This is a genomic window from Sphingomonas sp. 4RDLI-65 (assembly GCF_049472435.1).
GTDB lineage: Bacteria > Pseudomonadota > Alphaproteobacteria > Sphingomonadales > Sphingomonadaceae > Sphingomonas.
In genome coordinates this window covers 355,370-377,873 of the sequence record NZ_JBCEBT010000002.1, presented here as the reverse complement: position 1 = coordinate 377,873, position 22,504 = coordinate 355,370, and the positions used below count along the sequence as shown (strand labels likewise).

The 22,504-nt window shown below is 67.6% G+C and carries 25 protein-coding genes; 19 read left to right on the top strand and 6 right to left on the bottom strand.

Annotated elements, in window-relative coordinates:
• Positions 1-124: 124 nt before the first annotated feature.
• From VH567_RS06780 to VH567_RS06750, 7 genes are read left to right on the top strand one after another with little or no spacing between them, the layout of a single operon-like run.
• On the top strand, positions 125-1,426 hold the full coding sequence (locus VH567_RS06780) for a sigma-54 interaction domain-containing protein (RefSeq protein ID WP_423324418.1): 1,302 nt from the start codon (positions 125-127) through the stop codon (positions 1,424-1,426).
• Positions 1,423-1,785, top strand: a complete 363-nt coding sequence (fliE, locus tag VH567_RS06775) for a flagellar hook-basal body complex protein FliE (protein WP_423324416.1) — start codon at positions 1,423-1,425, stop codon at positions 1,783-1,785. Before VH567_RS06780 ends, fliE begins: the two co-directional genes overlap by 4 nt.
• Before the next feature lies 1 nt (position 1,786).
• The gene (gene fliF, locus VH567_RS06770) at positions 1,787-3,469 is read left to right on the top strand and encodes a flagellar basal-body MS-ring/collar protein FliF (protein WP_423324414.1); all 1,683 of its coding nucleotides are present in this window, start codon (positions 1,787-1,789) and stop codon (positions 3,467-3,469) included.
• Positions 3,466-4,476: a flagellar motor switch protein FliG gene (gene fliG, locus VH567_RS06765; RefSeq protein ID WP_423324412.1), complete on the top strand. Its 1,011-nt coding sequence runs from the start codon at positions 3,466-3,468 to the stop codon at positions 4,474-4,476. Before fliF ends, fliG begins: the two co-directional genes overlap by 4 nt.
• A complete protein-coding gene (locus VH567_RS06760; RefSeq protein ID WP_423324410.1) occupies positions 4,469-5,221 on the top strand; it encodes a flagellar biosynthesis protein FliH in 753 nt (250 codons plus the stop codon). The genes fliG and VH567_RS06760 overlap by 8 nt, the downstream gene beginning before the upstream one ends.
• On the top strand, positions 5,215-6,540 hold the full coding sequence (locus VH567_RS06755) for a FliI/YscN family ATPase (RefSeq protein WP_423324408.1): 1,326 nt from the start codon (positions 5,215-5,217) through the stop codon (positions 6,538-6,540). Before VH567_RS06760 ends, VH567_RS06755 begins: the two co-directional genes overlap by 7 nt.
• Position 6,541: 1 nt before the next feature.
• Positions 6,542-6,961 carry a hypothetical protein gene (locus VH567_RS06750; RefSeq protein WP_423324406.1) on the top strand — a complete coding sequence of 140 codons (420 nt, stop codon included), beginning with the start codon at positions 6,542-6,544 and terminating at the stop codon, positions 6,959-6,961.
• Positions 6,962-7,677: 716 nt separating this feature from the next.
• Here the strand turns inward: VH567_RS06750 and VH567_RS06745 are convergent.
• Positions 7,678-8,253, bottom strand: a complete 576-nt coding sequence (locus tag VH567_RS06745; protein ID WP_423324404.1) for a hypothetical protein — start codon at positions 8,251-8,253, stop codon at positions 7,678-7,680.
• A 79-nt stretch (positions 8,254-8,332) separates the two neighbouring features.
• On the opposite strand from VH567_RS06745, the gene VH567_RS06740 reads away from it, so the two are divergent.
• The 11 genes from VH567_RS06740 to VH567_RS06690 all read left to right on the top strand — a co-directional run bounded on the left by VH567_RS06740 (position 8,333) and on the right by VH567_RS06690 (position 17,007).
• Positions 8,333-9,685: a flagellar hook-length control protein FliK gene (locus tag VH567_RS06740; RefSeq protein ID WP_423324402.1), complete on the top strand. Its 1,353-nt coding sequence runs from the start codon at positions 8,333-8,335 to the stop codon at positions 9,683-9,685.
• Between the two features lie 16 nt (positions 9,686-9,701).
• The gene (locus tag VH567_RS06735; protein WP_423324400.1) at positions 9,702-10,331 is read left to right on the top strand and encodes a flagellar basal body-associated FliL family protein; all 630 of its coding nucleotides are present in this window, start codon (positions 9,702-9,704) and stop codon (positions 10,329-10,331) included.
• A 3-nt stretch (positions 10,332-10,334) separates the two neighbouring features.
• The gene (locus VH567_RS06730; RefSeq protein WP_423324398.1) at positions 10,335-11,297 is read left to right on the top strand and encodes a flagellar motor switch protein FliM; all 963 of its coding nucleotides are present in this window, start codon (positions 10,335-10,337) and stop codon (positions 11,295-11,297) included.
• Positions 11,294-11,584: a flagellar motor switch protein FliN gene (fliN, locus tag VH567_RS06725; RefSeq protein ID WP_056054132.1), complete on the top strand. Its 291-nt coding sequence runs from the start codon at positions 11,294-11,296 to the stop codon at positions 11,582-11,584. Before VH567_RS06730 ends, fliN begins: the two co-directional genes overlap by 4 nt.
• Before the next feature lie 4 nt (positions 11,585-11,588).
• Positions 11,589-11,843, top strand: a complete 255-nt coding sequence (locus VH567_RS06720; RefSeq protein WP_055874442.1) for a flagellar biosynthetic protein FliO — start codon at positions 11,589-11,591, stop codon at positions 11,841-11,843.
• Between the two features lie 200 nt (positions 11,844-12,043).
• Entirely contained in the window at positions 12,044-12,790 is a 747-nt protein-coding gene (gene fliP, locus VH567_RS06715) for a flagellar type III secretion system pore protein FliP (protein ID WP_175518258.1), read from the top strand.
• 4 nt (positions 12,791-12,794) lie between these two features.
• Positions 12,795-13,064, top strand: a complete 270-nt coding sequence (gene fliQ, locus VH567_RS06710) for a flagellar biosynthesis protein FliQ (RefSeq protein WP_055874447.1) — start codon at positions 12,795-12,797, stop codon at positions 13,062-13,064.
• Positions 13,065-13,187: 123 nt separating this feature from the next.
• Complete coding sequence (gene fliR / locus VH567_RS06705; RefSeq protein WP_423324395.1) at positions 13,188-13,961, top strand: flagellar biosynthetic protein FliR; 774 nt, start codon at positions 13,188-13,190, stop codon at positions 13,959-13,961.
• The gene (gene flhB, locus VH567_RS06700) at positions 13,961-15,103 is read left to right on the top strand and encodes a flagellar type III secretion system protein FlhB (protein ID WP_423324393.1); all 1,143 of its coding nucleotides are present in this window, start codon (positions 13,961-13,963) and stop codon (positions 15,101-15,103) included. The genes fliR and flhB overlap by 1 nt, the downstream gene beginning before the upstream one ends.
• 57 nt (positions 15,104-15,160) lie before the next feature.
• The gene (fliD, locus tag VH567_RS06695; RefSeq protein WP_423324391.1) at positions 15,161-16,612 is read left to right on the top strand and encodes a flagellar filament capping protein FliD; all 1,452 of its coding nucleotides are present in this window, start codon (positions 15,161-15,163) and stop codon (positions 16,610-16,612) included.
• Positions 16,609-17,007, top strand: coding sequence for a flagellar protein FliS (locus tag VH567_RS06690; RefSeq protein ID WP_380782534.1), 399 nt, complete (start codon positions 16,609-16,611; stop codon positions 17,005-17,007). Before fliD ends, VH567_RS06690 begins: the two co-directional genes overlap by 4 nt.
• 35 nt (positions 17,008-17,042) lie before the next feature.
• On the opposite strand, the gene VH567_RS06685 is transcribed toward VH567_RS06690, so the two are convergent.
• From VH567_RS06685 to argH, 5 genes are read right to left on the bottom strand one after another with little or no spacing between them, the layout of a single operon-like run.
• Positions 17,043-17,996 carry a zinc transporter ZntB gene (locus VH567_RS06685; RefSeq protein WP_423324389.1) on the bottom strand — a complete coding sequence of 318 codons (954 nt, stop codon included), beginning with the start codon at positions 17,994-17,996 and terminating at the stop codon, positions 17,043-17,045.
• Positions 17,993-18,790 carry an NAD(P)-dependent oxidoreductase gene (locus tag VH567_RS06680; protein WP_423324387.1) on the bottom strand — a complete coding sequence of 266 codons (798 nt, stop codon included), beginning with the start codon at positions 18,788-18,790 and terminating at the stop codon, positions 17,993-17,995. The genes VH567_RS06685 and VH567_RS06680 overlap by 4 nt, the downstream gene beginning before the upstream one ends.
• The gene (gene lysA / locus VH567_RS06675) at positions 18,775-20,037 is read right to left on the bottom strand and encodes a diaminopimelate decarboxylase (protein WP_423324385.1); all 1,263 of its coding nucleotides are present in this window, start codon (positions 20,035-20,037) and stop codon (positions 18,775-18,777) included. Before lysA ends, VH567_RS06680 begins: the two co-directional genes overlap by 16 nt.
• Before the next feature lie 12 nt (positions 20,038-20,049).
• A complete protein-coding gene (locus VH567_RS06670; protein WP_423324383.1) occupies positions 20,050-20,292 on the bottom strand; it encodes a hypothetical protein in 243 nt (80 codons plus the stop codon).
• An 8-nt stretch (positions 20,293-20,300) separates the two neighbouring features.
• A complete protein-coding gene (argH, locus tag VH567_RS06665) occupies positions 20,301-21,668 on the bottom strand; it encodes an argininosuccinate lyase (RefSeq protein ID WP_423325007.1) in 1,368 nt (455 codons plus the stop codon).
• A gap of 61 nt (positions 21,669-21,729) precedes the next feature.
• Between argH and VH567_RS06660 the strand changes: the two genes are divergently transcribed.
• Positions 21,730-22,314 carry a TlpA family protein disulfide reductase gene (locus VH567_RS06660; protein WP_423324381.1) on the top strand — a complete coding sequence of 195 codons (585 nt, stop codon included), beginning with the start codon at positions 21,730-21,732 and terminating at the stop codon, positions 22,312-22,314.
• Positions 22,315-22,504: the final 190 nt, after the last annotated feature.

Sequence of the window (22,504 nt, the reverse complement as noted above, 5' to 3'; positions counted from 1 at the left end):
GTGCGCGCTCGTCTGCGCGTGTGACCGCGCGGACACGCCCGGATAAAACTTGCCGGCCGGCGGCAGCGTTTAACCACGTGTTTACCAACCTTGGCGCATTCCCGAATCGTCCAGGGGGAACACCATGCGTTCGATCTTTCCATCAGCCGCGGTCACTTCGCGAAAATACGCGCTCGTCTCGTCACTGCGCGCGCAGGGGTTTGGCATAGGCTCGTTCGAAACGAGCCAGCCGGGCCCGAACGACCTGTTCCTGGTCGCGGACGGCGAAGGCATCACCGCCCCAGCCCGCACCGTGGTGATTGGCTGCGACGGTCGCCAGGTGACGCCGTCGCGCGATGGTTCGCCGGCCCGGATCAGCTTCCCGCCCGAAGACACCGCCGTCGGCAACGGCTTTGCGCGCGCGCTGATCGGCGGGCCCGAGATGCCGACCGCCGCCGACCCCGAATCCCTCGCGCTGCTGGCGCTGGCTGAGCGCGTTGCCGCCGCCGACATCACCGTGCTGATCAACGGGCCGACCGGGACCGGCAAGGAAGTGCTCGCCCGCGCGATCCACAATGGCTCGGCGCGCAAGGACAAGCCGTTCATCGCGATCAACTGCGCCGCGCTCCCCGAATCGATGCTCGAGGCGCTGCTGTTCGGTCACCAGAAGGGTGCGTTCACCGGCGCATCCAGCGGCGGCGACGGGTTTTTCCGCGCAGCCAATGGCGGCACGATCCTGCTGGACGAAATCGCCGAGATGCCGCTGCAATTGCAGGCGAAACTGCTCCGCGTGCTGCAGGAGCGCGAGGTCGTGCCGCTTGGCGCCTCGGTGCCGCAGCCGATCGACGTGCGCGTGATCGCGTGTGCCAACCGCGATCTCCACGCCGAAGTCGCCGCCGGCCGGTTCCGCGCCGATCTCTATTACCGCCTCGCCGTGTTCCCGCTCGCGACCAAGTCGCTGGCCGAGCGCCCGCAGGACATCCCCGCGCTCGCCGCGACGCTGATCCTGCGTCATGCCGGCGCCCGCAACGTCATTCCCTGGCCAAGCCACGCCGCGATCGAGCAGCTGATGGCGCACGACTGGCCGGGCAACGTTCGCGAGTTGGAGAACGTGATCCAGCGCGCGCTGCTGTTCTGCGGCGGCGACACGATCGAGGCGAGCCACATCCTGTTCGACCGCCCGGTTTCGATGACGTTTCAACGGACCGCGACCGTGACGCCGATCACGCCGATGGCAGCGCCGGCAGAACCCGAAACCCTGGGCAACATTGTGCAGATGAGCGAGTTCGCGGCGATTCGCGAGACGCTGAAGGCGTGCAACGGCAGCCGGATCGAGACTGCGAAACGCCTGGGCATCTCGGAACGCACGCTGCGCTATCGCCTCGCCAAGGCACGCGAGCAGGGTGACGATATCGGCAGCGTCCATAACTGGGCGGCCTCGGCATGAGCGGCGTCAGTGGAGTCGGCGGCGGCGCGATGAGCGTCGACCGCGTCATGGCGCTGCGCTCGCAGATTCTCGAACGCAACCAGGCGCTGTCGCGTGCTGGGGCGGCGGGGAGCGTGGCGCCGACGGAGACGGTCAAGCCGACCAGCTTTGCCGATACGATGGAAACCGCGCTGAAGAGCGTCAACGACGGCCAGACCCAGGCCGCCAAGCTCAGCGAAAGCTATGAGCGCGGCGAGACGGTCGACATCGCGAAGGTGATGCTCGCCCGCCAGCAGGCGTCGGTCGGGTTCGAGGCGACGTTGCAGGTCCGCAACAAGCTGCTGTCCGCCTACAAGGATATCATGAGCATGCCGGTCTGACATGAGCACCGCACTCATCCCCACATCCGGTGCGACCGAACGGTTCGCGAACCCCCTCCAGCAGATCAAGGGCGTCATGGCGCAGCCGGCCGTGCGCCGGTCGCTGCCGATGGCGCTGATGGTCGGCCTGATCGCCGCCGCCGCGCTTGCGTGGATGAGCCTGTCGACGCCGACGCAGAAGACGCTGTTCAGCGGGCTGCCCGATTCGGACAAGGCTGCGGTCACGTCCGCGCTGACCACGGCGAACATCAAGAGCCATATCGACGAGGGCACCGGCGCACTGACCGTTGGCGAGGACGATTACAGTCGCGCCAAGATGCTGCTGGCGGGCCAGGGCCTGCCGAAAGCAGCGCCCGGCGGGTATGCGATCCTTGACCAGTTGCCGATGGGCGTTTCGCGCGCCGTGGAAGGCGAGCGCCTCCGCCAGGCACGCGAATCCGAGATGGCGAAGTCGATCGAGGAGATCGACGCGGTCGCCGAGGCTCGCGTGCACCTCGCGATGCCCGAAGCTTCCGTGTTCGTCCGCGACAACGCTGCGCCATCGGCTTCGGTCATCCTGAAGTTGCAGGGTGGCCGTTCGCTGAGCGACGCGCAGGTCAGCTCGATCATCAACCTCGTCGCCTCGTCGGTGCCGGGGATGAAGCCCGAGGCCGTGACGATCGTCGACCAGATGGGCGCTTTGCTCACCAAGGCCGGCGGCAATGACGGTGCGGGTGCGGCAAGCGACGCGCGGATCGATATCCAGCGTCGGATCGAGGACAAGTATCGCACCCAGCTGATCGCGCTGCTGACGCCCCTCGTGGGCGCAGGTAATTTCACCGCCGAGGTGCAGGCCGACGTCAATCTCGACGAGAGCCAGGCGACGCGGGAAAGCTATGAAAAGCAGGGCGTGCTGCGCGCCGAGACGGGTAACTGGACCGGCAACCAGAAGGACGGTGCCGCCGGTGCTCCGGGCGGAATCCCGGGTGCGCTGAGCAACACGCCGCCTGCCGCCAGCACCTTGTCGACGCCGCAGCCCGCGACGGGCAATCCGGGTGCGGCCGCGCAGCCGGTCGCCGGTGGCGCTGCGCCGGACGCGATGAAGCAGTCCGACCAGTATCAGCGCGCCTATGACCTCGGCCGCGAAGTGTCGGTTACGCGGGCGACGCCGGGTGGCGTGAAGCGTTTGTCGGTCGCCGTCCTCCTGCGCGATCCGGACAAGACTCGCCGGACCGCGATGGAGATCAACCAGATCACCGATCTGGTGAAGAGCGCGGTCGGCTTCGACCAGGCACGCAACGACAACGTCACCGTCATCAGCCGCAAGTTCGCCGGCGCCGATGCGACCGCGACGAGCGGCCCGGCCTGGTACGACAATGCGTGGCTGCCGGTGCTCGCACGCAACGGCACGGCGATCCTGATCGCATTGCTGGTGCTGCTGCTCGGGGTGCGCCCGATCGCCAAGGCATTGATGAAGAAGCGCGAGGATGCGACCACGCGTCCCGCGTTCGGCCAGCCGATCGGCGAGGCGGGTGGCGAAGGCGCACCAGCCGGGATCGGCGTCGCCGCGCCTGTCAGCCTCGACCAGCTCGAGAACACGCGCGGCTATGACGACCGGATCGGCGCGGTCCGCGGCTTCACGCGCGACAATCCCACGCGCGCAGCTCTGGCGGTGCGCGACATGATCAAGGCGGACGCGAAGTGAGCGACGTCGCTATTCGCACTTACACCGGCGTCGAGCGCGCCGCGGTGCTGATGATGCTCGTCGGCGAGGAGGAGGCCGCGGCCATCCTCCAGAAGCTGGAGCCCGAAGAGGTGCGACAGCTTGGCGCGGCGATGTTCAAGGTCGCCGATGTCTCGGAGCAGGAAGTCGAGGACGTGCTCGACGATTTCGTCGACCGCGCGCGCGAGCGGACCGCGATCGGGTTCGATCCGCGGCCCAAGATCGAGGCGGTGATGAACCGCGCGCTTGGCCGTGAAAAGGCCGAGAGCGTGCTTGCGCGGATCACGCCGGCCGAGGCCGCGTGCGAACTCGAATTGCTCGACTGGCTCGACGCGCCGGAGATCGCTGCGATGATCGAGAAGGAGCATCCGCAGATCGCCGCGGTGCTGATCGCCAATCTCGACGCATCGGTCGGCGGCCAGGTGCTCGAACTGCTGCCCGACGCGGTCCAGCCCGACATCCTCCACCGCATCGCGCGGCTTGGGCCGATCACGCCCGAGGCGGTCGATACGCTGCGCACCTTGCTCGCCAACCGGACCAGCACGTCGTCGGCCGGTGCCGGCGTCACGCTGGGCGGCACGCGCGAGGCGGCCAAGATCCTGTCCGGCGCGCGCAAAGCGACCGAGCAGCGGGTGATGCCGAAGCTGTTCAAGATCGATCGCGACGTGGCCAAGGCGATCGAGGAGGCGATGTTCGTCTTCGACAATCTGCTGGAACTCGACGACAAGAATCTGGGCACGCTGATCCGCAACGTCGACAGCGAAATCCTGACCAAGTCGCTCAAGGGCGTCGACGAGACGATCCGCAACCGCTTCCTCGGCTGCATGTCGGCGCGCGCCGCCGACGCCATCCGCGACGAGATGGAGGCCCGCGGGCCGATGAAGCTTGCCGAAGTGCTCGAAGCGCAGAAGGCGATGATCGCGATCGCGCGCGGGCTGGCGAAGGACGGCACGATCCAGATGGGCGGGGGCGAAGACGATTATGTCTAATGGGTTCACCGCGGGTTTCGCGTCGCGTCACACGACCACCGCGCATATTCTGGCGAGCGCGTTCGCACCGCCATCCGGGTTCGCCGCGGCGGATATCCGCGAGCGTGTGACCGCGCGACCGACGAGCAATTTCGGTTCGCCGAGCTTCACGTCGCAGCCGGTGACCGAGCCGAGCGCGCCGAAACACTTCAGCCCGGCCGACAAGGACGTGAACCCGACCGCCGGGTGGGATCCGCTCGATCCGGTCAGCGAATCGTCGTTCATCGATCCGCTCGCCGACGCGCATGCTGCTGGTTACGCCGAGGGCCTCGCCGCCGCTGCCGCCGCCGCGCAGGATAGCGCGAACCGGGACGGCGCGCTGCTCGGTGATCTTGCGGCGGCACTTGGCGGGGATCGGATCGACCGCGAGCGCGTCGCGGCGCAGCTTCGCCAGACGGTGTTGTTCCTCGTCTCCAAACTCGTCGGCGACGTCGGCATCGCGCCCGACGTGCTCGCCGGCCGGATCGAGACTGCCGCCGAACTCCTGTCCGACTCCGCGGAATCCGCCTTGCTCCGCGTTCACCCGGACGACGTCGCGCTGCTCGAAGGTCGCCTGCCAAAATCGATCTTCGCAGCGGGCGATCCCGGCGTCGCACGCGGCAGTTTCGTGCTCGAAAGCGCGTCGACGATCGTCGAGGACGGTCCGGAATTGTGGCTCGACCAATTGGCGCAGGCGATCGACCGGGTGCCGGTGCCCAAATGCTGAACCGCTTTACCGCCGACTATCTCGAAACCCTTTCCAACGCCGATTTCGTCGCGAAGCCCAAGGTCTCCGGCCGCCTCGCCTCGTTCGACGGCCTCCTGATGGAAGCCGTCGGCCTGACCCTCCCGGTCGGCACCGTCTGCCAGGTCGGCGAAGGCGCGGCGAGCGTCGAGGCGGAAGTCATCGGCTTCCGCAACGGCAGGACGTTGATGATGAACCTAGGCGGCCCCGCCGCCCTCCTCCCTCGCGCGCCGGTCAAGCCGATCGGCCCTCCGGGTGAGGCGGAAGTCGGCGCCGCGCTGCTCGGGCGCGTCGTCGATGGCGCCGGCAAGCCGATCGATGGCCTCGGTCCGATCCGCGGCGCCGGTCGCTGGCCGCTCGCCGGCAAGCTCCAGTCGCCGCTCGATCGCGGCCGCGTGCTCGAACCGCTCGACGTCGGCGTGCGTGCGATCAACGGCCTGCTGACGATCGGCCAGGGCCAGCGCGTCGGCATTATGGCCGGCTCGGGCGTCGGCAAGTCGGTGCTGCTCGGCATGATCGTGCGCGCGGCGCAGGCCGACGTGATCGTCATCGGGCTGATCGGCGAGCGCAGCCGCGAAGTCGCCGACTTCCTCGAGACCAAGGTCGCCGGCGAAGCGCGCAAGCGGTCGGTCGTGGTCGCGGTGCCGGCCAACCATTCGCCGGTCCTGCGTATCCGCGGCGCACTTCGGGCGCATGCGATCGCCGAATCCTTCCGCGACGAGGGCAAGAAAGTCCTGCTGATCATGGATTCGCTGACCCGTGTCGCGCATGCGGGTCGCGAGATCGGCCTAGCGCTAGGCGAGCCAGCGTCGGCAAGAGGCTATCCACCCAGCGCCATCGCGATGCTGCCCAACCTGATCGAGCGCGCGGGCGTCGACGTCCACACCGGCGGCTCGATCACCGCGATCTACACGGTGCTGGCGGACGGCGACGACGGCAACGATCCCGTCGTCGACTCCGCCCGCTCGATCCTTGACGGCCACATCGTCCTCAACCGCCACCTTGCCGAGCGCGGCGTGTATCCGGCGATCGACATCGGCCCGTCGGTCAGCCGCGTGATGACCGATATCGTCAACGCACCGCACGCCAAGGCCGCGCGGACGCTCCGCCGTCACCTCGCGACCTACGAGGAAAACCGCGATCTCGTGCTGATGGGCGCCTATCGCCACGGTGCCGATCCGGCGATCGACGCGGCGATCGCATGCCATCCGGCGGTGATGGAATATATCCGCCAGGACGCCGACGAAAACGTCTCGCTCGCCGATGCGGTCGCCGAGCTGACCGGCGTGTTCGGCAGCTGACATGACGCGCGGCAAGACTCTCGCGCGTATCCACCGCGTGCGCACGCTCCAGCTCGGCCTGACCCGCGCCGACGAAGCGCGCGCGCACGACAAGTTCGCCAGCGAACAGACGATGTCCGGCCGCATCGCGGTGCTCGCCGAAGCGGTCGCGCCGGTCCACGAAACGCGCGTTGCGGTGTCGCTGGGCGCGTCGGCGCACTACCGCGAGCGGCTCCACCAGTCGGCCACGGCCGCAGTCGAGCGGGTCCGCGCGGCAGAACAGCACGTCGAACGCGCCGCCGAAGCGACCCGTGCCGCCAAGCGCGACCAGAGCGCGGTCGAAAAGCTGTTGGCGCGCGCCGACGCCGATGCGGTGCTGAAAGCGATCCGCGCGATGGAAGAATCTCCCGTGTTCCGAAAGGTTCGGCACGATCCTTGCTGAGTAATGGGCAGACGCCCGAACTCGAGTGACCGCATGATCCAGACCGCGACCCTTTCTCCCGCCATTACAGTGTCTCGCGGACCGGCCCTGCTTCAGGCGGGCGCGCAGATTGCCGTCGCGGCAAACGATTTCGCGGGCTCGTTTGCCAAGGCCAGCGACGATGCGGTTCCAGTCGCGGGCCTGGTCCCACATCCTGTCCCGAGCCCTGCCGCGGTTACCTCGACGATCGGAGATGCTCTCCCGGTGATGCCGATGCCGGAGACTGCCCGGCAGGAGTGGGCCGCGACCGGCAATGCCTTGCCGATTCCGATCCTCGATGCCGCCACCGCTGCCGATGCCGCCGTTACCGCCTGGCAGCCGATGCGTACGCCGAACCCTCACTCGACGGACTCCGAACCGTTGCCGACACTCCCGGTCGACCCGGCGGCGATCGCTGCCGCGGCGGTGGCGGCTCAGACCCCGGCGATCCGACCGGGCGCACGCCCAGCCACGACGATCGGGCGGCAGGGACCTGCCACATCGCCGCGCCCTGCCCTGGCCTCCGGTCAGGATGGCGAGGCGGACGACACCGCCCAGGACGGTGACGCGGGCGATGCCAGCGCGCCGACGAGCGCGAGCGCAGCGGCCCCTTCGCAGACAGTCGCCGGCCAGACGCCACCAGCCGGTGCCGACAGCCTAACGCCAAGGGCCAATCCGTCGGCGGCCGCCACGGACGTTCACGTCGATGCCGAAATGCCCGAAGCCGCCGGCGCGGACACTGCGCGACCTGCGTCGCAAGTTCCGCCGCGATCGCGAGCCGCCCGCCGGACCAAGCCGGCCGCTCCAACTGTGACTGCCGCCCAGCCGATCGTGACGCAAGGCAAGGCCACCGGGCCGAAAGTCCCACAGGCCGAAGTGCCGTTGGTCGCATCGACAACCACTCTGGCCATGCCGACAGGCTCAGCTGCCCCGACCCTGCTGGTCCCCTCAAGCGCGACGTCGGGTTTGCCGATTAGCTTGGCCTCCGAGATGCCCATAGTCGGATCGCGTGCGGTGCCCTTGACGACGATCCCGTCGGACAGCGTCCTATCGCCGCCCGCAAACCGTTTCGCGCGGCAGGGTCCGGCGGGGCTTCGGACCAGGTCGGAAACCGAAACGCTGGTAGCGCAGACGTCCATGCCGGGACCCTTGCCGTCGTCGCTGGCCACCAGCATCTTGCCGATACCGGTCGCGGGCAGCGCGCCAACGACGCCCGCCTCGCGCGCAACCGCGACCAGCGCACCGGCTATGCCGGGCGGAGATCCCGTACGCATTGCCGAGCCCGCCGTGCCGTCGCCCAATCGCAGAGCGCCCCTCCACGCTGGCGCTCCCGCGCCCATTTCGTTGACGGGCGTGTCGAATAGTCCCAGTTCGGGCGGGTCGGAGCCGGTTCTGGCCAATCCGGCGCAGACGGATGCGACCTATCCGGCGATGATCCTGTCAGACATGCCACTGGCGACCGTGGATGGCCTGAAACCCATGCCGGTGCGGAACGGCGGTGCCAAGGAGGCTGCGCCGACCACGTATATCGCACCCGATGCGCCGACGGGCGATGGCGTACCTACCCGGTCGCCCCCTGCCGCGACTTTGGCTTCGGCATCCTCCGAGCCGCTCCCGCCGATAGCCGGCAAACCTGAGACCGCGTTTGCATCGCCGACGCTGGCGACGGCATCCGCCGGTACGCTGGCGCACGAGCCGCAGGACCCTTCCCTCTTTCCGGTAGTGGCGCCAGCGGTGACTGCGCCCGCCACTGACGTGGTGCGCGTGCCGGGTATCACCGTGCCGACGGCAAGCGTGCCAGCCAAGAACGCAGCACCCCTCGGGACGGATGCTGCGCGCCGGACTGCGAACCGCGCAACGGTTTCGGTCGCGGATGCTCTCCTGCCGCCACGTGCAGCGATCGCGCCGTCGATCCCGACGACCACCATCCAGGGTGCGTCGGTCGCTGGATCGCAGGGGCTTCCGATCGTTACGACAAATCCGCTGGTACCGCTCGCGGCCAAGGGCGTGTCGGCCGCGACTCCGGTAGAATCATCGGCGAGCCCGTCGCTCGTGGCGAGCACGCCCCCGCTGACAGGCACGCTGCGCTGGACCGCGACCGAGGCAACGACGCCGGTCGCGCTTGCCGTGGCACAGCCCGACTCGTTCCAGCCGCAGGCCGGCACGGTCGCGTCGGCCGCCCAGGTTTTCGGTGCGGCGATCCAGGCGGCGACCAAGGCGCGCGATACGGAGACGACGGGATCGATCGATGCCGCATCGGTGTCGGCTGCGCTCGCCCCGGCACCGCAGGTCGTGGCGGCGGCGGCACAGCAGGCGCCGCTCGACATGCGGCAGGAGCGCTGGCCGCACGCGATGATCGAACACATCGAGATGATCCGCGACGCTGCCGATGCGACCGACACGCGCATCCGCCTGATCCCCGATGCGCTCGGTGCGATCGACGTGTCGGTGAAGACCGATGGCGACACGGTGCACGTCCACTTCAATGCCGAACAGGCCGCGACGCGCACGTTGCTGGCCGACGCACAGCCGCGGCTGGCCGAACTGGCCGAAGCGCGCGGGCTGAAGCTGGGGCAAGGCGCGCTTGGGGACGGGAATACCGGCTCCAGCCAGCAGCGTGCACCCACCCCATCACAGATTCCGAATCGTACGGCGACGGCTACCGCCGTGATCGCGGACGCAGCCGAAGACACCCGAATCGCTTGACCCGAAGGACCCTGACATGAGCGACAAAAAAGAAACTTCAGATGCCGCCCCGAAGAAGAAGGGCAAGATGAAGACGATCCTGATCGGCGGCGTCGCGCTGCTGGTGCTGGTCGGCGGGGGCGTCGGCGCGGGCGTCTATGCGTCGAACGCCGGGCTGCTCGGCGGTGGCCATGCCGAAGTCGACGACGGCAAGCCCAAGCTGGTTCCCAAGAGCGAGCAGAAGCATGCCGGCGAGGGTGGCGAAGAAGGCGGTGGCCATGGCGGCGGCGAGGAGGCCGCCCCCGAAAACCACGGGATGAAGCCGCCCGCGGGCGAAGGCGGCGACAAATATGCCTCGACCTACTACCCGATGGAGAAGGAGTTCACCTCCAACCTTCAGGACTCGGTGCACTTCGTCCAGGTCGGCATCGCGGTCGCCACGCCGTATGACGATACGGTCATCACCAACCTCAAGACCAACGATATCGCGGTCCGCTCGGCGATCCTCATGGCGCTCGGCGACACCACCGAGGAGCAGGTCATGAGCAGCGACGGCAAGCGTCAATTGCAGGTCAGATTGGCGAAAGCGATCAACGATACGCTCAAGCAAAAGGAAGGCTTTGGCGGGATCGGTAACGTTTACTTTACCAGTTTCGTTGTTCAGTGAGGCATGGTTAACGAGGCCCCAGCAAAGACACGCGAGCGACGCGACCGGGATCGCTCCGGCGCACCCCAGGGCGGCGTGCTGCACCAGGGCGTGCTCGGCGGGGCCAAGCTCAATCCGTTCGGCGACCTGCATTCGTTGCAGCATCTCTCCGCCCGGTTCGCGCGCGGTCTGCGCGGCGTGTTCGAGCCGTTACTCCGCCAGGAGGTCCGCTGCTGGGCCGAGCCGCTGGTGGTCCAGCGCTTCACCGATTACCGGGCCGAACGCAGCGATGCGCTGACCGCGTGGCTGCCGCTGATCATGACGCCGGGCATGGCGCAGGCATTGTGCATCATGGACGGCAAGTTCGTGCTCGAGATGCTCGACATGTTCTTCGGCGGCACCGGTGCTGCGCCGCACACGCTGCCGACCGAGTTCTCGCCCGCCGCCGAGGCGATGGTCGCGCGGATCGGCCAGATGATCGCCGCGCCGCTCAAGACCGCGTGGGAGCCGATGGCGCGGTTCGATTTCCTGCCGACGCGGGTCGAGGTGAACCCGGCGATGATCGCCGATCTCGACGGCGAGGACGCGATGATCGTCACGCGCTTTGGCATCGCCGCGGGCGCCGCCAAGCCGGTATTCCTCGATCTCGTCTACCCCGTCTCTGCGCTGAAGCCGCATGCGCCGTCGCTGACCGCGAAGGTCGTCGGCAAGTCGGCCGAGCCCGATCCGGCATGGCGCAACGAGCTGACGCGCGCGGCGATGAACGTGCGCTTCCCGATCCGCTCGGTGCTCGCCGAGCCGGTCGTCAAGCTGACGATGCTGATGGACCTGAAGCCCGGCGACGTGATCCCGATCATCATCTCCGGCGACGTGCCGGTGATGGTCGGCAACAACCGGCTCGGCTGCGGCACGGTCGGCACGTCCAACGGCTTCGCCGCCATCCAGCTCACCTCGATTACCCGTTTCGACGAAGGATTTGCAGCATGAACGACATGACCGGAGGCTTCCCCGTCGACGCCGCCGTGGCCGCCAATTTTCGGCTGCTGCAGGATGTCGACGTCAAGCTGACCGTCGAGATCGGCTCGACCAGCCTGACGCTGCGCGAACTGCTCGCGCTCGGCGAATCCAGCGTGATCGAGCTCGATCGTCAGGCCAACGAACTGCTCGATGTATTCGTCAACGGCACGCTGATCGGGCGCGGCGAAGTGGTGACGGTCGGCGAACGCTTCGGTGTCCGGATGACCGAACTCGTCAGCCCCGACAAGCGCGGCTGATCCGATGCTCTGGACCTACATCCTCAAGCTCGTCATCCTGCTGCCGCTGGTGTGCGGCCTGATGTTCGGCTGCCTGTATCTGTGGCGCAAGTTCGAGAGCCGGATGCCGGGCAAGCCTTCGACGCGGCTGATCGGCGTCAAGGAAACGATGATGATCTCCCCGGGGCTTCGTCTCGCGGTGATCGATTTCGAGGGCCGCCGGCTGCTCGTCTCGGTCGGTCGTGGTGGCGTGCACCTGATCGACAAGGTCGACGCATGAGCGCGATCGCCCGTCCGACAGTAACGCGTAAGGGCTCGGGTCCTGCCCTGTTCGCAGCGCCGAAGCGCTCTTCGTATTCCCGCGAACGCGGGAATCCAGGAGCCAAGACCGTCGCACTCCATAACCCTGGATCCCCGCGTTCGCGGGGAAACAGCTTGGTGTGGATAGCGCTCGCCCTTCTTCTCGCCCTGTTCCTTGCAATGCCGGCGTTCGCGCAAGGCGTCCCCGCCCCGACCAACCCCGCCGTCGGCGACGCGGTCGATCGCGCGCTCGGCCAGCTCGGCGGTCAGGCCGCGGGCAATACCGGACAGAGCGGCTCGCTGTCGCTGAGCCTGCAAGTCCTCATCATCATGGGGCTGCTGACGGTCCTGCCCGGCATCCTGCTGATGATGACCAGCTTCACGCGGATCATCATCGTGCTCGCGATCCTGCGCCAGGCGCTGGGCCTGCAGCAGACGCCGCCGAACCAGGTGCTGCTCGGGCTGTCGCTGTTTCTGAGCTTCTTCATCATGGCGCCGACGATCAGCCAGATCAACACGACCGCGATCCAGCCCTATGCCGCGGGTCAGCTCGCCGGCACGCAGATGATCACGACGGCGGGCGTGCCGCTGCACGCGTTCATGGTGAAGCAGACGCGGATCAAGGACGTCACGATGTTCGCGCAGATCGCGAAATCCGGACCCTATGCGACGCCGACCGACATCCCGTTCTCGGTGCTGCTCCCGGCGTTCGTCACGTCCGAGCTCAAGACCGCGTTCCAGATCGGCTTCCTGATCTTCCTCCCGTTCATCGTCATCGATCTGGTCGTTGCGACCGTGCTGATGTCGCTTGGTATGGCGATGCTCTCACCGACGATCATCTCGATGCCGTTCAAGCTGTTGCTCTTCGTGCTGGTCGATGGCTGGGCGCTGACGATGGGCAGCCTCGCCAACTCGTTCGCGACCTGACGCAATGGACGCGCAATATTTCCTGACCGTCGCGAACCAGACGATGTGGGTGCTGGCGCTCGCCAGCGCGCCGATCCTGATCCCGGCGCTGCTCGCGGGGCTGATCCTGGGGATGATCCAGGCGGCGACGTCGATCAACGAGCAGACGCTGTCGTTCGTGCCGAAGCTGGTCGTGGTCGCCGTGTCGATCCTGATCTTCGGGAGCTTGATCCTGGGGCTGCTGAGCGATTTCACGATCGGGATTTTCGAGCGCATCCCGGATCTTGTTAAGTGAGCCAAAATTTCCGTTCGTCCCGAGTAGACTTCGAGCTCGTCGAGAAGGCGTATCGAGGGACAGGCACCTCGATACGGGCCCTCGACTTCGCTCGGTCCCTACTCGGCACGAACGGCAACTGAGATGTTGGGTTTTGGGCTCAGCATCGAGCCGCAGCTCTGGGCGCTCGTGTTCGTGATGATCCGCATCGGGGCGACGTTCATCGCCGCGCCGGTGTTCGGCTCGGTGTCGGTACCGCTCACCGTGCGCGTCACGCTGTCGGGCGCGATCGGGTTTCTGGTGCTCGCCGCTCATCCGATCGTGCCGCCGCAGAACATCTTCGCGGTCACCACGATCCTTTCCGCCGCCGCCGAAGCGCTGGTTGGCCTCGCGCTCGGCTTCGTCCTGCAGATCGCGTTTGCCGCGCCCGTCATTGCCGCCGAGATCATCGGCGGCGCGATGGGCCTCGGCTTCGCCTCCTCGATCGACCCGCAGAACGGCAAGTCCTCCCCTGCCCTCGGCCAGTTCTTCTCGATCATGCTGACGTTGCTGTTCCTCTCGGTCGACGGCCACCTGATCCTGATCGACCTGCTCGTGAAGAGCTATGACGTGCTCCCCCCCGGCGCCGCGTGGATCGGCGTCGAGCGGTTGAAGGCAATCGCGTTCTTTGGCGGCTATGCGTTTCTCGCCGGGCTGCTGCTCGCGCTGCCGGTCGGGTTCCTGCTGCTGTGCCTCAACATCGTCGTCGGCATGCTGAGCCGCGCCGCGCCCTCGCTTAACCTCTTCGCGGTCGGGCTGCCCGCCAGCCTCGCGGTCGGTGTCGTCACGCTGGCGATCGCGTTCCCGACGATGGGCGACTACATGCTCGTCATCGTCCGCGAAGGCCTTGCCGCCACCGAAAATCTGGTGCTCGGCTGATGTCTGAGGATTCGGGTGAAAAGACCGAAGCCCCAACCGCCAAGCGCAAGAAGGATGCGGTCGAGAAGGGCGACATCCTCAAGTCGCGCGACTTTGCGACCGCGCTGAGCATGCTCGCCGGCGTCGCGTGGCTGATCTACGCGGGCCCGACGCTGATCACGGCGTGCAAGGCGATCATGAGCTCGAGCTTCCAGTTCACGCATGCGGACGTCGAGGATTTCTCTCCCTGGCGCCCGCTGATGGAGGCGGGCGGCAAGCTCGCGCCCTCGCTGATCACATTGTTCATCGTCAGCGTCGGTGCGGCGATCCTGAGCCAGGCGGGGCTCGGCTCGCTCGGCTTCAACGGCGGCCTGCTCGCGCCCAAATACAGCCGCGTCGATCCCGCCGCAGGGCTGAAGCGCATCTTCGGGTCGAACGGCTGGATCGAGCTCGGCAAGTCGCTGCTGAAGGTGATCCTGCTCGGCACGATCGGCGGCTGGATGCTGTGGAACGCCGCGCATTCGACGATGGGGCTCGCCTCGTCCGCCGATCTCAACCAGGCGCTGTCGACGCTCGGCGGGATCTTCAAGGGCATCCTGATCGCGATGGCGTTCGGGCTTTGCGCGATCGCCGGCGTCGACCTGCCGATCCAGATCATCCGCCGTCTTAGCAAGATGCGGATGTCGAAGCAGGAGGTGAAGGACGAGCACAAGCAGACCGAGGGCAATGGCGAGGCGAAGGGCCAGATGCGCGCGAAGATGCGGGCGATGGCGAGGGGGGGCCTGCGCAAGTCGGTTGCGGAGGCGCATGTCGTGCTGACCAACCCGACGCACTTTGCGGTCGCGCTGCGCTACGATCGCGGCAAGGACCAGGTGCCGGTGGTGGTCGCCAAGGGGCGCGGCGCCACCGCGCTGGCGATCCGCGAACTGGCTGGCGAAGGCCGCGTGCCGGTGCTCGAATATCCGATGCTGGCGCGTGCGATCTACTACACCAGCAAGGAGGGCCAGGAGGTCCGCGACGACCTGTACATGGCGATCGCGACGGTGCTCGCCTTCGTGTTCGGACTCAACGTCGCGGCCGGGGGCGCTGCGCCACCGATCCAGCCGTTCGTCACGGTGCCGAAGGACGCGCGCTTCGACGAAAACGGGATGAAACAGGCCTAAACATCCGCGTCGCGCGGCCGTTACTGATCGTAAGCGCGCACGTGCAGGGATTTCGCCATGGTAACATCGACCACCAGCACGACGGCCACGCCGACTCCCACGCCTGCGCCGACCGCGCAAAGTGCGGTCAACACCGCGACGCAGGCGCTGCTGGAGGGGCTGAGCGCGGGCTCGGGCGTCGATACCGGCACGCTGGTCACGTCGCTGGTCGCCGCACAGTTCGCGGCACGTACCGCAGCGCTCAAGGCCAAGTCGGAAACGCTCACCGCGCAGATTTCGGGCGTCGCCACGCTCAAGAGCATGATGAACGGCTTTTCCGCCGCGCTTGCCACGCTGGTGAAGGGCGGCACGCTGCAGACGCAGCCGAGCAGCTCGAACAGCGCGGTCCTGAGCGCCACGGCGATCTCGAGCGCGAAACTGTCGAACCTGTCGGCGAGCGTGACGGTCACGCGCCTGGCGACCGCGCAGGTCGCACGCACGACGACGGCGGTGCCGGCTGCGGATCGCGCGACGTCGCTCGACACTGGTGCGCTGACGCTGAGCATCGGCGGTGGCGAAGGAATTCCCATTGCCATCGGCAATGGCAGCATCGATGCGATCGCCGCCGGCATCAACGCGGCGAAAAGCGGCGTCACCGCGTCCGTCGTCACCGATGCGAACGGCGGCGCCTATCTGTCGGTCAAGGGCGGCACCGGCGATGCGCAGGCCTTTACCCTCAAGGGCGACGCCACTGGCAGCGGCAAGGTCGACATCAGCGACGGCGCGACCAACACCAGCCTGGTTTCGACCGCGCAGAACGCCCAGCTGACGGTCGACGGAATCGCGGTCGAGCGGGCGAGCAACACGATCAGCGATCTGGTCGATGGCGTGAAATTGCAGCTCAATGCGGTATCCACCGTCCCGATCACGCTCGGCAGCACCACGCCGACCGATGCGCTGACGCAAGCGGTCAACGACGTCGTCACGACTTATAACGAAGTGCTGGCGGCGATCACCGAACAGACCGATCCGATCACCGGCAACCTGCGGTCCGACCCCGCCGCAACATCGCTGCTGCGATCGCTGAAAGCGCTCAGTTCGAAGGCACTGGTCGGCGGTGCCGTATCGGGTGTTCCACGGTCGTTGTCCGAGATCGGCGTCGCGACCAACACCGACGGTACGCTGCGGGTCGATGCCGACCTGCTCGCGCGGCAGATCGCGGCGAACCCCGACACGATCGAGGCGATGTTCGCACCGTCGAGCAGCAACGTATTCAGCCTGTCCGCGTCGCTCACCGCGCTGACCACTAGCGCGACCAGCATGGTGACCGGGCTTGGCGCCTCGACGACGCGCTACACCGCTGCCGTCGGCGACGTCACCGAACAGCAGGACAAGGTGACCGACCAGTCCGCGCAGCTGACCACGCGGCTGACGCAGCAATATGCCAGCATGAACGCGCGCGTGTCGGCGTATAAATCGACGCAGACCTTCCTCACCAACCAGATCGCAGCCTGGAACAAGAGTTCGTGACCTACGCCAGCACGCTGATGCGCGACCCGTTTGCGACCTATCGCCAGATCGACGCGGTCGGCCACACCGCCACCGCGGACGGCCCGGCGCTGGTGCAGCTGCTGTACAAGGAGCTGGTGGCGGCCTTGCGCGCGGCCGCCTGGGCCTGCGAAAAGCGCAAGTTCGCGATCAAGAGCGAGCGTATCACGCGCGCCACCGCGATCCTGTTCGCGCTGGAGGCAGGGCTCGATTTCGAGAAGGGCGGGCAGGTGTCGGAGACGCTCGCGCGGCTGTACGGCGGTGCGCGAAAGACCGTGATCAACGCTTCGCTGGGCCATGACCCGCAGCCGTTTCGCGACTCCGCGGACATGCTCGACGAGATCGCCCAGGCTTGGCGGACCGCCAGCGCGGCGTAACCTCAATCCTCCCCCGCCAGGGCGAGGACCGCTACCTACCGCCGAAACCAGTGGCGCTGGACGAAGTAGATCACGATTCCCGCCGACAACGCCGCACAGGCACCGGCGATCGCGTCAAACGCCCAGGGCTCGTCGGCATAGGGCAGCCCCTTCACGTTCATCCCGTACAGGCCGGTGAGGAACGTGAGCGGCAGGAATACCATCGCCGCGATCGAGATGATCAGCGAGCGATTGTCGATCTGCTCTGCGCGTAGATCGGTGAGCGATTCGTGGATCAGCGCCGAGCGTTCGCGGATCGACTCCAGTTCCTCCGCCATCCGCGCGGCGCGATCGGCGGCGGTGGCGAGGTGGAGGCGATCGTCGTCCGCGAGCCAGTCTCCCGGCAATGCCGCGAGTTTCTCCAGTGCGGAACGTTGCGGGCTGAGGAAACGCTTGTAGCCGATCGCCGCGACACGCACTTTGCTGACCGTGCGGCGCAGTTCGAACACGCGGTTGGCGTCGAGCTGTTCCTCGCAATCGTCGAGCTGGTCGCCAAGCGAGGCGACGTCGGGATCGAGATCGGCGGTGATCGCTGTGGCGAAGGCGGCGATCAGGTCGCCGGGATCGCGGACTTCGCCGTGCTCGACCATCTTTTCGACATGGGTGACCGCGATCAACGGCTTTCGCGTCACCGAGAACACCCTGCCCTTCACGACCCAGATGCGGAGCGAGGCCAGCAGGTCGGAGGTGTCGAGTTCTTCCTTCGATCGCCCGCGCAGGTTGAGGAACGCACCGTCGCCGATCGCCTCGCAGCGTGGGCGCGTCTCGGTGGCGGTCAGTGCGTCGACGACGTAATCGTCGAGCTTGCCTTCATCGCGCAGCCAGGTTTGCGCGTGTTCGGCGTTGGTCGACAGATGCACCCAGACGAGGTCGGCGGTGCAGTCGAGGGCTTCCTTCACGTCGACCCGGGTCGCCTTGCCGTCGGTAATCCGGAACCCGAAGCCGCTCACCGCGCCATCTCGACCGCGACGGTGAGGCCCGTACCCGGGTCCGCCGGCACCACCGCACACAGCCGCGCGGCATCGGCGCGCGCGCGGTCGAGGATCGCCGGGGGCACGTCGGGGCGGTGATAGACACGGTCGGCGCTGGCCAGCGCGCGCGCCTGGCGCAACGTCAGGTCTTCGGGATCGTCGGAGAGCAGGACGAGGGTCACGACCACATCTCGCACCGCGGCAGGCGTGCCGGTCGGCGCCAGCCACGCGTCGACGTAATGCGTCGGCGACAGCGGATCGAGCATGCCGCCTGCCCCCATCGCGGTCGCCAGCGCACGGCGACGTTCGCCCATGTCGGGCCAGCGCTTCCGCAACGCGCCTCGCGCGGCCTGCAACGCCAGTGCGAGCCTGCCGAGATCGGCGGGGACGATTGCTTCCAGGCGTTGTCGCAATGCCGCCGCCAGCCCCGCCGACACGCCGCTCGTGCCGATCGCGATCAGCACCGGTGCGCGGTCGACGATCGCGGGCAGCGTGAAGTCGCACAGCGCCGAGCGGTCGACGGCGTTGACGAGAATGCCGCGCGCCTTCAGCCGCGCGACCGCCGCCAGCGCTTCGTCCTCGTCGTCGATCGCGACGATCGCCAGCACCGCGGCCGCATCCTCACCGACCACGTCCGCGCCTGCACGATCGAGCAACCGGCGTTTCGCATCGGCCGCCTCGCCCTCGCCCAGCAGGATCACCGGGCGCCCCGCCAGCCTGACGAACAGCGGCAGGCTCTGTAGCGAGGGAGGAAGCGTCACCGCTTGAGCCATTCCGGTACGCGCTCGGCGGCCAGGATCGTCTCGGGATGGATGCGGTCGGCGACCACCGCGAATTGGTCGCCATCGACCAGCACTTCGGGCACCAAGGCGCGGCTGTTGTAGGTCGAGGCCATCGTCGCCCCGTACGCGCCCGCGGTGCGGAAGATGCCGAGATCGCCCGACTTCACGACGTCGATATCGCGGCCCATCGCGAAGGTGTCGCCGGTTTCGCAGACGGGGCCGGCGATGTTGGCGGTCATCCGTTCGCCGGTCGGTTCGACCGCGACGAAATCATGATACGCGTCGTACATCGCGACGCGCGCGAGGTCGTTCATCGCGGCATCGACGATGACGTACGGATTGACCACGCCCGGCTTCACCCAGATCACCTCGGTCAGCAGCACGCCGGCATTGCCGGCAATCACGCGACCGGGCTCGAACATGAGTTCGACGTCCCAGCCCGCAGTCGCGCTCGCGACCATCGCGCCGTATTCGGCAGGGCTCGGCAGCACGTCGTCGGGCTTGTACGGCACGCCGAGCCCGCCGCCGAGATCGACGCGGCTGATGGTGTGACCGGCGGCGCGCAGTTCGGCGACGAGTTCGCCGATCCGCGCATAGGCAGCCTCGAGCGGCGCGAGGTCGGCGAGCTGGCTGCCGATGTGGATCGCGACCCCGCGCAGGTCGAGACCGTCATGCTTCGACAGGCGATCGAACATCGCGACGGCCTGGTCGATCGGCACCCCGAACTTGTTCTCCTTGCGCCCCGTCGAAATCTTCGCGTGCGTGCCGGCGTCCACGTCGGGGTTCACGCGCAGCACCGCCGGTGCGCGTTCGCCGCGGGCATGCGCCAGCGCGGCGAGCACTTCGCCCTCTTCCTCCAGCTCCAGGTTGAACTGGCCGATGCCGGCGTCGAGCGCCTGCGCCAGCTCGCGCCGCGTCTTGCCAACGCCCGAGAACACGATGTCCGAGGCCGGGATGCCTGCCGCCAGTGCTCGGGCCATTTCGCCGGCCGAGACGACATCGGCGCCGTAGCCCTCGTCGGCGAGCACGCGCAGCACCGCGACGTTGGGATTGGCCTTGATCGCGTATGCCAGATGGACGCGGCCGGCGGGCTTCAGCGCGTCGCGGAACACCTGCGCGTGGCGGCGGAAGGTAGCGGTCGAATAGACGTAGACGGGGGTGCCGACGGCCTCGGCGATCGCCGGCAGGGCGACGTCCTCGGCGTGCAGCACGCCGTCACGATAGGCGAAATGGTCCATGGTTCGGCTCGATCAATTGGGCGGCGGCAGGTCGAACTCGTCGCTGCGCCGCGGCTGGGACGTGGTGAGCAGCTCGTCGCTGCGTTGCGGGCGTTGCTGCGTGGTGGGCGCGAGCAGCTGCGCGGCGGTCGGCTGGGTCTTCGCACCATAGGGCGCGACCGGGAGCGTCTTGCCCTCCGCCGGCACCAGGCCGTCCGCCGCACCGCAGCCCGACAGGGCCAGCACCAGTCCCGCCAATCCCAGAAGCCGTTTCATGCCGTCCCTCACCCTGCAGTCGCTCGCGCCACGCGGATCGCGGCACGCACATTGTCGGGCGCAGTGCCGCCGAAACTGGTCCGGCTGGCGACCGACGCGTCGACCGAGAGCACGCCGTACACGCGTTCGTCGATCCGCGCATCGATTGCCTTCAGGTCGTCGATCGGCAGCGCATCGAGCGCGACCTTGCGCTCCTCTGCCAGCTTCACCGCGCGCCCGGTGACATGGTGCGCCTCGCGGAACGGCAGCCCCGCCTCACGCACCAGCCAGTCGGCGAGATCGGTCGCGGTCGCAAAGCCGCTTTCCGCCAGCCCGCGCATCCGATCGGTGCGGAACGTCGCGCTCTCGACCATCCCGGTCATCGCCGCGATCGACAGCGCGAGCAGGTCGTGCGCTTCGAACACCGGCGGCTTGTCGTCCTGCATGTCCTTCGAATAGGCGAGCGGCAGGCCCTTCATCGTCACCATCAGCGCGGTCATGCAGCCGAGGATCCGCCCGGCATGCCCGCGCACCAGTTCGGCCGCGTCGGGGTTGCGCTTCTGCGGCATGATCGAGCTGCCGGTCGACCATTGATCGCTGAGCGCGACGAACCCGAACGGCTGCGACGCCCACAGCACGAACTCTTCCGCCAGCCGCGACAGATGCAGCGAGGTCTGCGTCGCGGCGGTCAGATACTCGATCGCGAAGTCGCGGTCGCTGACGCCGTCGAGCGAATTGGTCATCGGCCCGTCGAAGCCGAGCGCCTCAGCGGTCATCTCGCGGTCGATCGGAAAGCCGGTGCCCGCGAGTGCCGCGGAGCCGAGTGGCGAACGATTCATCCGCGCCCGCGCATCAACGAACCGCCCGACGTCGCGCGAAATCATCGCGTGATACGCCATCAGATGATGGCCCAGCGTCACCGGCTGCGCGGACTGCAAATGCGTAAAGCCCGGCATGACGCTAGCCGCATGCTCTTCCGCCCGCGCGAGAAGCGCCGCCTGGAACCCCGCCAGCGCCGCCAGCGCCTGGTCGATCGCATCGCGCACCCAGAGCCGGAAGTCGGTCGCGACCTGATCGTTGCGCGAGCGCGCGGTGTGCAGGCGCCCCGCAACAGGCCCGATCGCATCGGCCAGCCGCGCCTCGGTCTGCATATGAATGTCTTCGAGGACCAAATCTTCCTCGACGCCGTGCTCGGCATAATGCGCCGCCACCGTGTCGAGCCCGGCGGAGATCGTCGCCGCATCCTCGGCCGAGACGATACCCTGTTTGCCGAGCATTGCGACATGCGCCTTCGAGCCGGCAATATCCTGCTGCCAGAGGCGCTTGTCGAAGGGAATGGAGGCGTTTATCTCGCGCATGACCGCTGCCGGCCCCTCGGCGAACCGCCCACCCCACATCGAATTGGAACCGTCCATGTTCTCGAATCCTGTATTCAAAGCGCGGCCGACCCTCTGTTTCGTGGGACTGGGCCTGCTGGTCGCCGGCTGCGATAGGAAATCGCCCGCGCCGGAGCAAGCAAACGTCGTCGCCGCGAACACCGCCTCCGCCGACGAAGTGCCCGCCGGCCCCGCTCCCGACGAAGCGACCGGACCGACGGCAAGCGCCGAAAAGCTCGACCGCAGCCACAAGGGCGAGACCGGCCCGACGGTCGCCTTCACCGCGCCCGACGGCAAGCCGGTCACGCTGGCCACGTTCAAGGGCAAGCCGTTGCTGCTCAACCTGTGGGCGACCTGGTGCGCGCCATGCGTCGCCGAGATGCCGACGCTCGATGCCGCCGCCAAGTCGCTCGCCGGCAAGGTGCAGGTGATCGCGGTCAGCCAGGACATGCAGGGCGCGGAGAAGGTGACGCCGTTCTTTGCCGCCAAGTCATTCTCGACGCTGAAGCCGTATCTCGATCCGAAGCTTGGCCTCAGCCTCGCTTACCAAGCGAACCTGCCGACCACGATCCTGTACGATTCGGCCGGCAAGGAAGTGTGGCGGATGACCGGCGGCTACGAATGGAACACGCCCGAAGCCGCCAAGCTGATCGCGGAGGCGTCGTGATCGGGTGATGTGCGGATCGGTGTGACGGGACTGCCATCTGATGTGGTGCCATCCACCTGCCCCAATGCTGGCTGGCGGGGATATTGGGAAGTTTGCCGGCCCGCCTTGGTGACGAGCCAAAGGTTGATGGCGAGCCGACGCGCTGCCTTAACCTACGATGTGACGATCGGCGGCATCAATAACGTCGAGA

Bases quoted from the DNA above. Each gene is read 5' to 3' on its own strand.
- VH567_RS06780 (WP_423324418.1), top strand. From the start codon at position 125: ATGCGTTCGATCTTTCCATCAGCCGCGGTCACTTCGCGAAAATACGCG.
- fliE (WP_423324416.1), top strand. From the start codon at position 1,423: ATGAGCGGCGTCAGTGGAGTCGGCGGCGGCGCGATGAGCGTCGACCGC.
- fliF (WP_423324414.1), top strand. From the start codon at position 1,787: ATGAGCACCGCACTCATCCCCACATCCGGTGCGACCGAACGGTTCGCG.
- VH567_RS06760 (WP_423324410.1), top strand. From the start codon at position 4,469: ATGTCTAATGGGTTCACCGCGGGTTTCGCGTCGCGTCACACGACCACC.
- VH567_RS06755 (WP_423324408.1), top strand. From the start codon at position 5,215: ATGCTGAACCGCTTTACCGCCGACTATCTCGAAACCCTTTCCAACGCC.
- VH567_RS06750 (WP_423324406.1), top strand. From the start codon at position 6,542: ATGACGCGCGGCAAGACTCTCGCGCGTATCCACCGCGTGCGCACGCTC.
- VH567_RS06745 (WP_423324404.1), bottom strand. From the start codon at position 8,253: ATGCGTACGGGATCTCCGCCCGGCATAGCCGGTGCGCTGGTCGCGGTT.
- VH567_RS06735 (WP_423324400.1), top strand. From the start codon at position 9,702: ATGAGCGACAAAAAAGAAACTTCAGATGCCGCCCCGAAGAAGAAGGGC.
- VH567_RS06730 (WP_423324398.1), top strand. From the start codon at position 10,335: ATGGTTAACGAGGCCCCAGCAAAGACACGCGAGCGACGCGACCGGGAT.
- fliN (WP_056054132.1), top strand. From the start codon at position 11,294: ATGAACGACATGACCGGAGGCTTCCCCGTCGACGCCGCCGTGGCCGCC.
- VH567_RS06720 (WP_055874442.1), top strand. From the start codon at position 11,589: ATGCTCTGGACCTACATCCTCAAGCTCGTCATCCTGCTGCCGCTGGTG.
- fliP (WP_175518258.1), top strand. From the start codon at position 12,044: ATGCCGGCGTTCGCGCAAGGCGTCCCCGCCCCGACCAACCCCGCCGTC.
- fliQ (WP_055874447.1), top strand. From the start codon at position 12,795: ATGGACGCGCAATATTTCCTGACCGTCGCGAACCAGACGATGTGGGTG.
- fliR (WP_423324395.1), top strand. From the start codon at position 13,188: ATGTTGGGTTTTGGGCTCAGCATCGAGCCGCAGCTCTGGGCGCTCGTG.
- flhB (WP_423324393.1), top strand. From the start codon at position 13,961: ATGTCTGAGGATTCGGGTGAAAAGACCGAAGCCCCAACCGCCAAGCGC.
- fliD (WP_423324391.1), top strand. From the start codon at position 15,161: ATGGTAACATCGACCACCAGCACGACGGCCACGCCGACTCCCACGCCT.
- VH567_RS06680 (WP_423324387.1), bottom strand. From the start codon at position 18,790: ATGGCTCAAGCGGTGACGCTTCCTCCCTCGCTACAGAGCCTGCCGCTG.
- lysA (WP_423324385.1), bottom strand. From the start codon at position 20,037: ATGGACCATTTCGCCTATCGTGACGGCGTGCTGCACGCCGAGGACGTC.
- VH567_RS06670 (WP_423324383.1), bottom strand. From the start codon at position 20,292: ATGAAACGGCTTCTGGGATTGGCGGGACTGGTGCTGGCCCTGTCGGGC.
- argH (WP_423325007.1), bottom strand. From the start codon at position 21,668: ATGTGGGGTGGGCGGTTCGCCGAGGGGCCGGCAGCGGTCATGCGCGAG.